Genomic DNA, 14236 nt, shown 5'->3' on the forward strand with positions numbered 1-14236 from the left:
TCCCTTCGACAATGAGCGGAGTTGTGGTCGTTCAGCCGTCCAGGCGCAGCACGCGGACGGCGCCCGCGGGCACCGCGAGGTGTCCGGCGCTGCGCTCGCCGGTGAGCAGTTCGGTGCCGGGCGTGGGGTGGGGCACCTTGGCGTCGGTGTCGCCGTGGTTGATCACGAAGAGGTAGCTGCCGCACTCGCCGGTGCGGTGCACCACCTCCACGTCGCGGGGCAGGTCCGGGCGGTCTCCGAGGCCCGCGTCGGCGCAGATCGGGGCGAGCAGGGTCGCCAGGTCGTGGGGGGCGAGCCGGGTGGAGACATACCAGGCGGTGCCCTCGCCGAGCCGGTGGCGGGTGACGGCGGGGTGCCCGGCGGCGAGGCCGTCGGCGTAGGTCCATACGGTCTCGGCGCCGCGGGGCACCACGATCTCGGACCAGACGTCGCCGGTGAGCCCGGCCCCGCCCGGACCGGTCAGGCGCACCCGGCCGCCCTCGGGGAGCGGGGAGAACTCCTCGACCACCAGGCCGAGCACGTCGCGCAGCGCGCCGGGGTAGGGGCCGGGGTGAACGGCGTCGTGTTCGTCGACGATGCCGGAGAAACACGAGACGACGAGGGTGCCGCCGCCCTCGACGTACGCGCGCAGATTCTCCCCGGCGCGTGCGGTGGCGAGGTAGAGGGCGGGCACGACCACGAGCGGATAGTGGCTCAGGTCGGCCTCGGGGTGGGCGAAGTCGACGGTCAGGTGGTGGTCGTAGAGGACCTCGTAGAAGCTGTCGGCGCGTTCCCGCGCGTCCAGGTCCTCGCTCGGCCGCCATTCCAGCCGCTGCGCCCACCAGGACTGCCAGTCCCAGACCAGCGCCGCGTCGGCCACCGTACGGCTGCCCCGCACCTCCCCCAGCTTCGCCAGGTCGCCCCCGAGCGCCACGACCTCGCGCCATACGCGGCTGTCGGTGCCGGCGTGCGGCACCATCGCCGAGTGGAACTTCTCCGCGCCGTGCCGTGACTGGCGCCACTGGAAGAACAGGGCGCCCTCGGAGCCGCGGGCCACATGCCCCAGGCTGTTGCGGGCCATCTCCCCGGGCCGCTTGGCGGGGTTGCGCGGCTGCCAGCTGACGCCGCTGGTGGAGTGTTCGAGCAGCAGCCAGGGCGCGCCGCCGGCGACGGAGCGGGTCAGATCGGCGGCCATGGCGAGGTTGACATGGGTGCGGCGGCCGTCGGTGATCAGATAGTGGTCGTTGGTGACCAGGTCGACCTCGCGGCCCCAGGCCCAGTAGTCGACCGAGTCGCACTGGCTGAGCGCGGTCATGAAGTTGGTGGTGACCGGGATGCCGGGGGACAGCCGGTGCAGGATGTCGCGCTCGGCGGTGAAGTTGGCGCGCATGGTGGCGTCGGCGAAGCGGGCGTAGTCAAGACGCTGGGCGGGGTTGGCGACGGTGGGGGTGGCGCGCGGCGGGTTGATCTGCTCGAAGGCGCCGTAGCGCTGGCCCCAGAAGGCGGTGCCCCAGGCGTCGTTGACCGCGTCCAGGGTGCCGTAGCGCTCGCACAGCCAGTGGCGGAAGCCGTTCGCGCAGGTGTCGCAGTAGCAGGCGTTGACCGGCACTCCGTACTCATTGTGCACATGCCACAGGGCGAGCGCGGGGTGGTCGTGGTAGCGCCGGGCGAGCTGTTCGGTGATGGCGGCCGCGGCCCGGCGGTAGGCGGGCGAGCTGTGGCAGATGGCGCCGCGTGAGCCGAACTCGTAGCGCACGCCCTCCCGGTTGACCGGCAGGGCCTCGCGGTGGGCGCGGTAGAACCAGGCGGGCGGGGCCACGGTGGGGGTGCCCAGGTCGGCGGCGATACCGGCCTCGTGGAGCAGGGCGAGCAGCCGGTCCAGCCAGCCGAAGTCGTAGCGGCCGGGCTCGGGTTCCAGCAGCGCCCAGGAGAAGATGCCGACGCTGACCATGGTGACCCCGGCCTCGCGCATCAGCCGGATGTCCTCGGGCCAGAGGGATTCGGGCCACTGCTCGGGGTTGTAGTCGCCACCATAGGCGAGGCCAGCCATCGCAACTCCTGGGAATCACTGGGAACGTGCACAGACCACAGAGCAGCGGCCGCCCCCAGATAACCGCATGGCCACGAGCATTGACAAGCGTCAACCGGGTTTCTCTACTGTTCTCTCTACTGTGAACGATCACAGATCGCCCAGGGAGGCATTCGTGAACCATCGCCCCGTCAACCTCCGCGTCCTCGCGGTATCGGTCGCGGCCGCCTTGTCGGCCACCGCCCTGCTCACCGGCTGCGGTTCGTCCGACGGCTCAGCGGACTCGGACGGTCCGGTCGAGCTGACCTACTGGGCCTGGGCACCCGACCTCGACAAGGTCGCGGCGATCTGGAACAAGGAGCACCCGGACATCAACGTGACCGTCAAGAAGCAGGCGTCCGGCGACGACCTCGTCACCAAGATCATTACGGCCGCGAAGGCGCACAAGGCCCCGGACCTGGTGCAGGCCGAGTACCAGGCGCTGCCCACCCTGGTCAGCAACGACGTCCTGGCCGACATATCCGGTCAGGTGGGCGACGCCGAGGGCGAGTTCGCCGCCGGCATCTGGCGCCAGGTCACCCTCGGTTCGGACGCGGTCTACGCCCTGCCCCAGGACTCCGGGCCGATGATGCTGTACTACCGCAAGGACCTGTTCCAGCAGTACGGCCTCACGGTCCCCACGACCTGGGAGGAGTTCGCGGACACCGCCCGCAAGCTCAAGGAGAAGGCCCCGGACAAGGCGCTCACCACCTTCTCCGCCAATGACTCCGGGCTCTTCGCGGGCCTGGCCCAGCAGGCCGGCGCCAGCTGGTGGACCACCCGGGGCGACAAGTGGAAGGTGGCCATCGACGGCGCCGCCACCCGCAAGGTCGCCGACTTCTGGGGCGGCCTGGTCAAGGAGGGGGCCATCGACAACCAGCCAATGTACACCCCGGCCTGGAACAAGGCCCTGAACACCGGCAAGCAGATCGCCTGGGTGAGCGCGGTGTGGGCCCCGGGCACCCTCAAGACCGCGGCCCCCGACACCCAGGGCACATGGGCGATGGCGCCCCTCCCCCAGTGGAGCAAGGGCTCGAACTGGACCGGCAGTTGGGGCGGCTCCTCGACCGCCGTCACCAATGACAGCGCGCACAAGGACGCCGCCGCGAAGTTCGCGAAGTGGCTCAACACCGACCCGAAGGCGGTCGCCGCGCTGGTGAAGGTGAGCAACGTCTACCCGGCCGCCACCACCGCGCACAATGGCGACGCGCTGAAGAAGGCGCCCGACTTCTTCTCCAGCCAGCCCGACTTCTACACCGAGGTCGCCAAGATCACCGAGGGCATCGCGCCCGCCGCCTGGGGGCCCAACGTCAACGTCGCGTACGCGTCCTTCAACGACAACTTCGGCAAGGCCGCCAAGAACAAGTCCGACTTCGGCGCCGCGCTGACGGCCATGCAGCGGGCCACCGTCGCCGATCTGAAGAAGCACGGCTTCGAGGTCGCCGAGTGACCCTGCGCCGTATGGGGCACGGTCCGCGCCGCGCCCCCTATGTCTTCCTCCTTCCCGCGATCCTCCTGTTCGCCGGTCTGTTCGCGCTGCCCATCGGCTACGCGCTCTACCTCAGCCTCCACAAGATCGACGTCAAGGGGCTCGGCCTCGGCAAGGGCGCCCGCGAGGAGGTGTGGGCCGGCCTGTCCAACTACACCGACGCGCTGCACGACCCGGAGCTGCTGGACGGCGCCCGGCGCGTCCTCGGATACGGCCTGATCGTCGTGCCCACGATGCTGGGCCTGGCCCTGCTGTTCGCGCTGCTGCTCGACGCCGACCGGCGGGGCCGCAAGGACACCCTGCTGCGCGGCTTCGCACGGCTGGCGATCTTCCTTCCGTACGCGATCCCCGGCGTGGTCGCCGCGCTGCTGTGGGGGTTCCTCTACCTGCCCGATGTCAGCCCGTTCCACTATCTGCTCGACAAGGCGGGGCTGCCGCGGCCCGAGCTGCTGGACGGCGGCGGGCTCTATGCGTCCCTGTCCAATATCGCGGTGTGGGGCGGCACCGGCTTCAACATGATCGTGATCTACACCTCGCTGCGGTCCATACCCGCGGAGGTCTACGAGGCGGCGCGGCTCGACGGATGCTCCCAGCTGCAGATCGCCCTGCGCATCAAGATCCCCATGGTGACCCCCTCCCTGGTGCTCACCTTCTTCTTCTCGATCATCGCCACCATGCAGGTGTTCAGCGAGCCGACCACCCTCAAGCCGCTCACCAACTCGGTCTCCACCACCTGGAGCCCCCTGATGGATGTCCATCAGAAGGCCTTCGTCGAGGGCGATGTGTACGCGGCGGCCGCGACCTCGCTGATCATCGCCGTCGTCACCCTGGTCCTGTCCTTCGGATTCCTGAGGATCGCGGGCGCCCGCACCGGCCAGGGAGACGCCCGATGAGCACCGCCACGACCGCCGTCCGAGGCCGCGCCTCCTGGATCCCCACCGCCGTGCTGCTGCTCGGCGCCGCCTACTGCCTGCTGCCGGTCGCCTGGGTGGTGATCGCCTCCACCAAGAGCGGACACGAGCTCTTCTCCACCTTCACCTTCCTGCCGGGCACCGGATTCGCGGACAACATCGCCGACCTGTCGGCGTACCGCGACGGCGTGTACTGGACGTGGATGGCCAACTCGCTGCTGTACGCGGGGCTCGGCGCGCTGCTGTCCTGCGGCGTCTCCGCCCTGTCCGGCTATGCCCTGGCGCGCTACCGCTTCCGCGGCCGCGAGGCCATCTTCAACGTCCTGCTGACGGGGGTGCTGATGCCCCCGGTGATCCTCGCCGTGCCGCAGTACCTGCTGCTGGCCAAGGCCGACATGGCCGACACCTATCTGTCGGTGCTGCTGCCGAACGTCCTGTCGCCGTACGGGATCTATCTCGCGCGGATCTACGCGTCGGCGGCCGTCCCCGCCGAGATGGTCGAGGCGGGACGGATGGACGGGGCGGGAGAGTGGCGGATCTTCCGCTCGGTGGCGCTGCCGATGATGCGGCCCGGCCTGGTCACCGTCTTCCTCTTCCAGTTCGTGACCATCTGGAACAACTTCCTGCTGCCGTACATCATGCTGGGCGACGACGAAAAGTTCCCGATCACCCTGGGGCTGTTCACCCTGCTGCGGCAGGGCTCCGCCACCCCGGCCCTGTACACCCTCGTCATCACCGGAGCCCTGCTGGCGATCATCCCGCTCATCGCGCTGTTCCTGGTCATCCAGCGGTTCTGGAGTCTGGATCTGCTCTCCGGGGCCGTAAAGTCCTGAGGGACGAAGCGATGTCTGGAGAGATAAGAACGCGCATGAGCCGCACCGGCAACAGCACCCCCGGCCGACGACGGCCGCCGACCATCCATGACGTGGCGCGCGAGGCCGGGGTCTCGCGCGGCACCGTCTCGCGCGTCCTCAACGGCGGGCACTATGTGAGCCCGGCGGCGCTGGAGGCGGTCAACGCCGCCATCCGCAAGACCGGCTATGTCGTCAACCGGCACGCCCGCTCGTTGATCACCGGCCGGTCGGACTCGGTGGCCTTCCTGCTCACCGAGCCGCAGGAGCGGTTCTTCGAGGACCCCAACTTCAGTGTGCTGCTGCGCGGCTGCACCCAGGCGCTGGCCGCACACGACATCACGCTGCTGCTGATGAGCGCGAGCGACGAGCCGGAGCGGCGGCGGATCACGCGCTTCCTCACCGGCGGCCATGTGGACGGGGTGCTGCTGGTCTCCAGCCACTCCGGCGACCCGCTCGCCACGCGGCTGCGGAAGGCCGGGGTGCCGCTGGTGGCCTGCGGCAAACCGCTGGTGCCGAGCCCGGAAATCGCCTACGTCGCCGCCGACGACCGGGCCGGGGCCCGGGACATGGTGCGCCATCTGCTGGACAGCGGCCGCCGTCGCATAGCGACCGTCACCGGCCCGCTGGACACCCCCGGCGGCGTCGACCGGCTCGCCGGATACCGGGAGGAACTCGCGCAGGCGGGCCTGACGGCGGACGAGGAGCTGATGGTCCCGGGCGACTACAGCCGCGCCGGCGGCGAACGGGCGGCGGCCGAGCTGCTGGAGCGGGCCCCGGACCTGGACGCCGTCTTCGTCGCCTCGGACCTGATGGCCCAGGGCGTGCTGGCCGCGCTGCGGCGGGCCGGGCGGCGGGTGCCGCAGGACGTCGCCGTGGGCGGGTTCGACGACTCCCCCGCCGCGCTGGCCACCAGCCCAGGCCTGACCACGATCCGCCAGCCGTGGGAGCGGATCACCGCCGAGATGGTGCGGGTGCTGCTCGCGCAGATCGGCGGCGAGAAGCCGTCCGGGGTGATCCTCCCCACCGAACTCGTGATCCGGGAATCGGCCTGAGGCTCTGACGCCCTGACGCCCTGAGGCACGGGCGCCGCGTCTGTCGCGGCGCCCGCACCCCGGCCGCCGCGCGGCGGTGTGGCGCCCAGCTACCGCGCGAAGTCCCTGCCCAATTCGGCGCCGGCCTCGGGCGCGCCCAGCGCGTTCGGCCCGAAGGAGACGACCCCGGTGGTGGTCAAACCGCCCGTGCCGCCGCGCAGCACCCAGGCGGCGCCGCTTGAGGTGTACGTGCCGTCCTCCTCGGGGGCGCCGACGGCCAGGTCGTCCTTGCCGTCGCCGTCGGTGTCCCCGAGCCGCACGGCCGCGCCGAAGTGGTCCCCGGCCTCCGCGGCACCCGGGACGCCCGCGGTGTCCTGGGTGAACGCCTGCGCGCCGGTGCCGCTCAGGCCGCCCGCGCCGCCGTAGAGCTGCACGGTGCTGCCCGCGTCCGCACCGCCGTCCAGGTCCTCGTACGGGATGCCGACCGCGACATCCGCGTACCCGTCGCCGTTGACGTCACCGGCGCTCAGCGAGTAGCCGAACTGGTCGCCGTCCTCGTTCACCCCCGGCACGCCCGCGGTGTTCTGGTCGATGACCTTGGTGCGGGTGACGCCAGGGCCGCCCGCGGAGCCGTAGAGGACCTTGATCGTGCCGTGGTCGTACGGCAGGTTCTCCACCACATTGCCGGGGACAGTACGGATGATCAGGTCGCCGTAACCGTCCTTGTCGACGTCGCCGATGGTGCCGGCGGCGGCGTGGTCGATCCGGGTCGGCGCCGCGCCCAGGCCGTTCGCACCGCCCTTCCAGTACAGGCTCGCCTCGGACATCTCCTCGAAGGCGTGGGTGGACACCAGGTCGTCGCGGCCGTCGCCGTTGATGTCGCCCGCGATCAGGTCGACCGGGCCGAAGGTACGGTCCGTGTTCAGGGTGTTCGCGGTGGCCGAGGCGCCGTCGCGGGTGAACGGGCCATACAGGACGCGCAGGTTGGTGTCGTCCGTGCTGTGCGCGACCAGGTCGGCGTGGCCGTCACCGTTGAAGTCGCCGCCGGTCAGGTTGGCGCCGTTGGTGGCGGCCGAGGCGGGCAGCTCGGTGGCGCCGGTCAGCCCGCTCGCCGAGCCCCACAGGACGGTGACGGACGAGGTACCGGCGCCGTCCACGGCGAGGTCGGTGTAGCCGTCGCCGTCCAGGTCGCGGGCCACCGTGTGATAGCCGAACCAGCCGCCCGCCTCCGGGTCGCCCGGGACACCCTCGGTGGCCTGGCTGATGACCTGCCTGTGGGCGGTGTTCACGCCGGCGGCCGAGCCGTAGACGACCGCGACGTAACCGGCCTTGGTCTTGCCGTTCACCGTGGCGGCCGGGGCCGCGACGACGAGGTCCGGGTAACCGTCCTTGTCGAAGTCCGCCCGCGGTGCGACACCGGCGAGGGAGGAGCCGCTCGCGGCCTTCGGCTCGGCGGCGCCGGCGGCCGGGGCCTCCAGTAAGGCGGGGGCGGTCAGGAGTGCGGCCACCGTCGCGCAGCGCACGACGGTGGAGATGGAACGATGACGCACAAATCCTCCTGCGAGTTGGTACAGGGTTTACCTCGCGTACACCTTCAAGGACCGATGATCGGCGATGACGGTTGTGCGCTCGGCGCGATTTATAGGGGCATCCCCAAAGGCGTCAATCGCGGGGCGGGCCGGTCTCCTCGAAGATCACCCCGTCCGCCGGGTCCATCTGATCCGTCTGATCCGTCTGGTCCGTGCGGTCCCGGACGTAGCGCAGGACACCCATCATGTGGTGGTCGCCGACGGTGTCCGGGCCGGCGGCCACGCAGTCCGCCAGCTCCTTGGTGAGGGCGTCGGCGTCGATTCCAGCGCCGATCATCACCAGCTGGGTCGTCCGCGCCGCTCCGCCCGCCCAGTCCGACGGCTGGAAGCGGAGGTAGGAGCCGACCGCGTGCAGGGCGAACTTCTGGCCGTGTCCGGGCGCGGCGAAGTGGATGAACCCCTTCATCCGGTAGAGCCCGGCGGGCCGGCCGTCGAGGAATTCCATGAAACGGCGCGGGTCCAGCGGCCGGTCGGCAGTGAACTCCGCGCTCTGGTACGCGGCGTGGAGGTGTTCGTGCCAGTCGTGCTCGTCCGCGCACACCTCGGCGAAGGAGAGCTGGTGGAACCGTTCCTCGCTCGGCGTGCCGGCGCCGCGGTCGAAGAGGAAGTCGGGGTCGACGCGGCCGTGTTCCGCGGTGACGACGGGGATGCCCGGGGCGATACGGGCAAGTGTCTCCAGCACCCGGGTGCGCTCAGGCTCCCGGACCCGGTCGGCCTTGTTGAGCACCACCGCGTCGGCGGCCCGCACATGCCGGTCGAGCTCCGGGTGGCGCTCGCGGGTGTTCTCGAACTCCACGGCGTCGACGACCTCGACCAGTCCGCCGTAGAGGATGCGCTCGTTCTCGCTGGAGAGCAGCGTACGGATCATGCTCTGCGGCTCGGCGAGACCGCTCGCCTCGATCACGATGACGTCGATGCCCAGCGACGGGTCGGTGAGCCGGGCCAGCATCCCGTCCATCTCGGAGGAGTCCGCGGCACAGCACAGACAGCCGTTCTCGATCGGGATCATGGAATCGACCTGGCCGGCGACGGCCATGGCGTCGATGTTGATGCTTCCGAAGTCGTTGACGATGACGCCGATGCGGGTGTCCACGCTGCCGCGCAGCAGGTGGTTGAGCATGGTGGTCTTTCCGGAGCCCAGGAAACCAGTGACGAGTACGACCGGGATCCGCCTGGTGGCCAAGGTTGCGACTCCGTTGCAGTGTTGTGCGTCTCGGTGCTGCGTGTGCGGCGACTCATGGGTGCGCGGCTGGGAACGCTCATCCTATCCGGCGTACGGGGCGAGCCCTGTACGCAGCATGGCGAACGCTCGGTTGGCGGCGGCCACCGCGCTCGGGTGGACCTCGTCGGCGCTCGCACCGCCCTCGATGCGGCGCCAGTTGTCCTGGCCGAGGATCCGCTGGACCGCGCTGATCTGGCCCGCCGCGAGGCGTGGCGCGAGGTCGTCCGGCGCCGTGAGGCCGCCCGGCCCGCCGCCCGCGCCATCCTCGCCGTCCTCCCCGGCCTCGCGCGGCGCGGTGGTCAGCGCCATGGTCAGCGCTTCCTCCGATCTGCTGATGTACTCGAACAGGCGGGCCACCAGACTGGGCGTGCCGTACAGCAGCCGTTGGTACGCCAGCACGCCCGCCTCATCGTTCAGACCGGTGATCGGATCGCGCCGCTCCAGCCCCGCCAGGAAGTGCTGGTGCAGCGCGGCCAGCGGCGACTGCCCCGCCGGGCGGCCACGCACCACCCGGGCCGCCTCGTCCTCGTGGTCGGCGAAGCGGTGCAGCACCAGGTCCTCCTTGGTCGGGAAGTACCGGAACAAGGTGGGCTTGGACACTTCCGCCGCGGCGGCCACATCGGCGACGGATACCTGGTCGAAGCCCCGCTCCAGAAACAGTGCGATCGCCGTTTCGGAGATCGTCCGGTACATCCGCTGCCTCTTGCGCTCCCGCAAGCCCGTCTCGCCGCTCATGGGAGGCAACCGTAACCCTTGCCCGGGCGGTGACCAGTCTCGGCCACGCGCGCCGACCCCGGTCATCGACGCGCCCCTCGTCCCCACCCGCGCTCGCGCGGCCGCCAGGTCGGCATCAACGTCACAAGCCATACCATTTGGCGCCACCCGACTCTAGTGGGATCCTGGCCGACTTGCGCCTGTCAGCCGTCTTCCGCAGCCACCCGCCAGGTCCTTAAGCTCTCAACAAGAGAGACGGCTGATGCAGCTGTGCCACACGATGTCCGTGTGACCCGGGCCGCGCCCCGCGCAAACCGCTCAGCGCCGGAGCGCCGACTCCTCGACACACGCGGCTCATCGCGCTCCTCCCCCAACACCCGCCAGTCCTGGTACGCCTCGGCACGTACAGTCGAACACTGATCGAAATACCGAACATTCAGCTCGGCGCGCCGTTCGGCGTGCCCCCATGCCCCGCCACGGTCGCGCACACCGGCGGTCGGGGCCCGTCACCGCGGAGGGAATCGACACCATGCACCCGGAAACCACACACCAGGAACCGAGCGAACGGGCCACGGCACCGGCCTGGCCCGCACATCCGCTGCGCGGGCTGTCCGAGGAGGACCGCCATCTGTTCCAGCGGTTCGGCAGGGGGCCGGTGGCGGACGTGCCCTGGGCCGGTGTCCACCACGCCTTCGAGTGGCACGCCACCACCGATCCGCTGGCCGTCGCGGCCGAACACCTCGGCGCGACCATCACGTACGGAGACCTGGACCGGCAGGCGAACCGGCTGGCCGCGCGCCTGGCCCGGCTCGGTGTGCGCCCCGGCGACAACGTCGCGTTATGCGTACGGCGTTCCATCCCCATGCTGGTCGGGCTGCTGGCCACGCTGAAGGCCGGAGCCGCGTATGTGCCCCAGGACGCCGGGCTGACCCCCCGCGCCCAGCTGGACCACGTCATCCGCACCGCCCGGAGCCGTGTCATCCTCACGACGTCCGGCTTCGCGGACCGGATCCCGGTGCCCGACGGCCATGTCCTCGTCGCGATCGACACCGTGATGGCCGAGCCCCTGGAGCACCCTGAGCACCCGGAGTCCCCGGAGTTCCCGGAGCCCTGGGGGCCCTTGGCAGACGGCCGGGACACGCCGGGGTTCCGGCCCGCCCGGCCCGTCCGGGGCGACGACGGCTGCTATGTGCTCTTCACCTCCGGCACCACCGGGCGCCCCAACGGGGTCACCGTCACCCACCGGAACGTCTGCAACATCCTGCTGACCGAACCAGGCGGCCTCGGCATGCGCCCCGGGACACGGGTGAGCCAGATCCTCAATGTGGCGTTCGACATGGCCGCGTGGGAGATCCTGGGCTGCCTGAGCCACGGCGCCACGCTGGTCATCCGCGGCAAGGACATCGCCGAGACCGTGAGCCGGGTGGACGTGGTCATCGCGACCCCGACCGTGCTCAGCCGGATCGACCCCGACCAGTGCCGCCGGGTGAAGGTGGCGGCCGTGGCCGGGGAGCCGTGCCCACGCCGGCTCGCCGACCGGTGGGCCCGCTTCTGCGCCTTCTACAACGCCTGCGGGCCGACCGAGACCACCATCGTGAACACCATGCAGCGCCACCACCCCGCCGCGCTGCGCCTGACCATCGGCCGGCCGACCCCCAACAACACCGTGTACGTCCTGGACGCGGACCTGCGGCCCTGCGCCATCGGCGAGACGGGTGAGATGTGGGCCGGCGGTGACGGGGTGTCGGCCGGATACCTGCACAACCCCGCACTGAACGCCGAGCGCTATGTGCCCGACCCCTTCCTGGGCGGGGGCCGGATGATGTTCCGCACCCGCGACCTGGGCCGCTGGACACCCGACGGGGAGCTGGAACACCTGGGCCGCACCGATGACCAGGTGAAGGTGCGCGGGTTCCGCGTGGAGCTGGACTCGGTGTCGGCGGTGCTGGAGTCCCTGCCCGGCTGCGCCCGCGCGGTGACGCTGAAGCCGGACGACACCGGCCTGGTGTCCTTCGTCTCGCCCGCCCATCTGGACCCCGAGGCGGCGCGGCGGGCCGTGGCCGCCGCGCTCCCCTACTACTGCGTGCCGCGGGCGGTGCACCCGATGGCGGCGCTGCCGCTCACCAGCCGTGGAAAGGTCGACAAGGCGGCCCTGCTGCGGCTGGCAGCGGAGCTCAGGGCCGGTGGAGAGGTGGCGTCGTGACCCCCGCCCGCACCATGGCTCCGGCGCCCCGGACGAAGGTGGCGCTGCCGCCGCCGGCATCGCTGCCGCGGCGGCTCCTCAAGCATCCCCGGCTGATGCACTACAACCGGCTGATCGCGCTGGTGTGGGCGGTCAACCTGGTCTTCCTCGTCTGCCGCGCGGACGGGGGGCTCGGGCCGCGCACCCTCTCCCACGCCGCACTCGCGAACTTCCTGCTGGCGATCGTGGTGCGCCAGCAGTACGTCATCAATCTGCTGTTCCGGCTCGCCACCGCGGCGCCCACCAGCTGGCCGCTGCGGATCCGCTGGACCCTGGCCAAGGTCTACCACTTCGGCGGACTGCACGTCGGCGGCGCCACCGCGGGCGCGCTGTGGTTCGTGGCCCTGGTCGGCTCGCTCACCCGGCACGGGGCTCCGGCCGCCACGCTCGCCGTCTCGTACGCGCTGCTGGGGCTGCTGATGGCCATCGTGGCCACCGCGCTGCCGCCCTTCCGGGCCCGGTTCCACGACCACTTCGAGAAGGCACACCGCTTCGGCGGCTGGGCGGCGCTCGGGCTGCTGTGGGCGCAGACCGTGCTGACCACGCTCGACGAGCGGGGTGCCGGCTCCGCCGCGACCGCCCTGCTGACGGCTCCCGAGCTGTGGACCGTGGCCGTGCTGACCTTCAGCGTCGCCCTGCCGTGGCTGCGGCTGCGCCGGGTGGCGGTGGCCATCGAGCGCCCCTCCTCGCATGTGGCGCTGGTCCGCTTCGACCACGGCGTGACACCGTTCGCCGGATCGTCCACGGCCATCAGCCGCAACCCGCTGCTGGAGTGGCACTCGTTCGCCAATGTGCCCGCCCCCGGCGAGTCGGGGTTCCGGCTCACCGTCTCCCGCGCCGGGGACTGGACGGGGAAGTTCATCGACGACGCGCCCTCCCATGTCTGGGTCAAGGGCATCACCACGGCGGGCGTGGCCAATATCGAGACCCTGTTCACCAAGGTGGTCTATGTGGCCACCGGCAGCGGCATCGGCCCCTGTCTGCCCCATCTGCTGGCCCGCGAGGTCCCGGCCCGCCTGGTCTGGGCGACCCGCGATCCGCGCAGGACCTATGGCGACCGGCTGGTCGAGGAGATCCTCGCGGTCCAGCCCGACGCGCTCATCTGGGACACCTCCGAGCACCGCAAGCCCGACATGGTCGAGCTGGCCTACGCCGCGTACGCCGACTTCGGGGCGGAGGCCGTGATCTGCATCTCCAACAAGAAGCTGACCTGGCAAGTCGTCCACGGGCTGGAGCGCCGCGGGATCCCCGCGTACGGCGCCATCTGGGACTCGTAGCCCGCCGCCGTGGCCCACATCCAGCCCCTCCGAGGAGACACGATGGATCTCATCAAGATCGAGCAACATGAGCGCGTGGTCATCGCACGGCTGCACCGCCCCAGCGTGCTCAACGCGCTGAACAGCGAGCTGATGGCCGAACTGGTCGCGGCCCTGTCGCCGCTTGACCTCGACCCGGACGTCGGCTGCTTCGTCATCACCGGGTCCGAGCGGGCCTTCGCGGCGGGCGCCGACATCAAGGAGATGGCGGGCAAGTCCTTCGCCGAGGTGTCCGAGGAGGATTTCTTCGCGGGCTGGGAGGGGTTCGCCGCGCTGCGCACCCCGAAGCTCGCCGCGGTCCGCGGCTATGCGCTCGGCGGCGGCTGCGAACTGGCCATGATGTGCGATCTGATCCTCGCGGGCGAGTCCGCGGTGTTCGGGCAGCCGGAGATCAAGCTGGGCGTGATCCCGGGCATCGGCGGCACCCAGCGGCTGACCGGGCTGGTGGGCAAGGCCAAGGCGATGGATCTGATCCTCACCGGCCGGACCATGGACGCCGAGGAGGCCGAGCGCTGCGGTCTGGTCTCCCGCGTCGTACCGGACGACCGGCTCATGGCGGAGGCGGTGGAGGCGGCAGCCGCCATCGCGTCGTACGGCAGGACCGCGGTCAGGGCCGCGCGGGAGGCGGTGGAGCGGGCCCTGGAGGTGGGGTTGCGCGAGGGGCTGTTGTTCGAGCGGCGGACGTTCCACGCGCTGTTCGCCACCGAGGACCAGTCCGAGGGGATGCGGGCGTTCCTCGACAAGCGTGCCCCGCACTTCACCGGCCACTGAACCGGCGACCGGCGACGCGGGGGAAAGCGCTTTCTGGAAGGATCTGCCCC

11 protein-coding genes are annotated in these 14236 nt (G+C 71.0%); 7 read left to right on the plus strand and 4 right to left on the minus strand.

The window, feature by feature from the left end; all coding sequences use genetic code 11:
• Positions 1–31: 31 nt before the first annotated feature.
• The gene (locus ACFZDL_RS08945) at positions 32–2029 is read right to left on the minus strand and encodes a beta-galactosidase (RefSeq protein WP_353589860.1); all 1998 of its coding nucleotides are present in this window, start codon (positions 2027–2029) and stop codon (positions 32–34) included.
• Between the two features lie 154 nt (positions 2030–2183).
• On the opposite strand from ACFZDL_RS08945, the gene ACFZDL_RS08950 reads away from it, so the two are divergent.
• The 4 genes from ACFZDL_RS08950 to ACFZDL_RS08965 are packed head-to-tail and all read left to right on the plus strand — an operon-like array spanning position 2184 to position 6353.
• A complete protein-coding gene (locus ACFZDL_RS08950) occupies positions 2184–3497 on the plus strand; it encodes an extracellular solute-binding protein (RefSeq protein WP_353589861.1) in 1314 nt (437 codons plus the stop codon).
• Positions 3498–3508: 11 nt separating this feature from the next.
• Positions 3509–4429: a sugar ABC transporter permease gene (locus ACFZDL_RS08955; protein WP_353589862.1), complete on the plus strand. Its 921-nt coding sequence runs from the start codon at positions 3509–3511 to the stop codon at positions 4427–4429.
• Entirely contained in the window at positions 4426–5280 is an 855-nt protein-coding gene (locus ACFZDL_RS08960) for a carbohydrate ABC transporter permease (RefSeq protein WP_353589863.1), read from the plus strand. The genes ACFZDL_RS08955 and ACFZDL_RS08960 overlap by 4 nt, the downstream gene beginning before the upstream one ends.
• Before the next feature lie 35 nt (positions 5281–5315).
• Positions 5316–6353, plus strand: coding sequence for a LacI family DNA-binding transcriptional regulator (locus tag ACFZDL_RS08965; RefSeq protein ID WP_353589864.1), 1038 nt, complete (start codon positions 5316–5318; stop codon positions 6351–6353).
• Between the two features lie 89 nt (positions 6354–6442).
• On the opposite strand, the gene ACFZDL_RS08970 is transcribed toward ACFZDL_RS08965, so the two are convergent.
• The 3 genes from ACFZDL_RS08970 to ACFZDL_RS08980 all read right to left on the minus strand — a co-directional run bounded on the left by ACFZDL_RS08970 (position 6443) and on the right by ACFZDL_RS08980 (position 9878).
• A complete protein-coding gene (locus ACFZDL_RS08970; RefSeq protein ID WP_353589865.1) occupies positions 6443–7882 on the minus strand; it encodes an FG-GAP-like repeat-containing protein in 1440 nt (479 codons plus the stop codon).
• A gap of 112 nt (positions 7883–7994) precedes the next feature.
• Entirely contained in the window at positions 7995–9104 is a 1110-nt protein-coding gene (locus ACFZDL_RS08975) for a GTP-binding protein (protein WP_353589866.1), read from the minus strand.
• A gap of 81 nt (positions 9105–9185) precedes the next feature.
• Complete coding sequence (locus tag ACFZDL_RS08980; protein WP_353589867.1) at positions 9186–9878, minus strand: TetR family transcriptional regulator; 693 nt, start codon at positions 9876–9878, stop codon at positions 9186–9188.
• 508 nt (positions 9879–10386) lie between these two features.
• On the opposite strand from ACFZDL_RS08980, the gene ACFZDL_RS08985 reads away from it, so the two are divergent.
• Genes ACFZDL_RS08985 through ACFZDL_RS08995 form a run of 3 tightly spaced genes read left to right on the plus strand, consistent with a single transcriptional unit; the run spans position 10387 to position 14186 of the window.
• Positions 10387–12060, plus strand: coding sequence for an amino acid adenylation domain-containing protein (locus tag ACFZDL_RS08985; protein ID WP_353589868.1), 1674 nt, complete (start codon positions 10387–10389; stop codon positions 12058–12060).
• A 14-nt stretch (positions 12061–12074) separates the two neighbouring features.
• Complete coding sequence (locus ACFZDL_RS08990) at positions 12075–13376, plus strand: hypothetical protein (RefSeq protein WP_353590094.1); 1302 nt, start codon at positions 12075–12077, stop codon at positions 13374–13376.
• A gap of 42 nt (positions 13377–13418) precedes the next feature.
• The gene (locus tag ACFZDL_RS08995) at positions 13419–14186 is read left to right on the plus strand and encodes an enoyl-CoA hydratase-related protein (RefSeq protein ID WP_353589869.1); all 768 of its coding nucleotides are present in this window, start codon (positions 13419–13421) and stop codon (positions 14184–14186) included.
• Positions 14187–14236: the final 50 nt, after the last annotated feature.

It is taken from the genome of Streptomyces sp. NPDC007917 (genome assembly GCF_042959105.1).
Classification (GTDB): domain Bacteria; phylum Actinomycetota; class Actinomycetes; order Streptomycetales; family Streptomycetaceae; genus Streptomyces.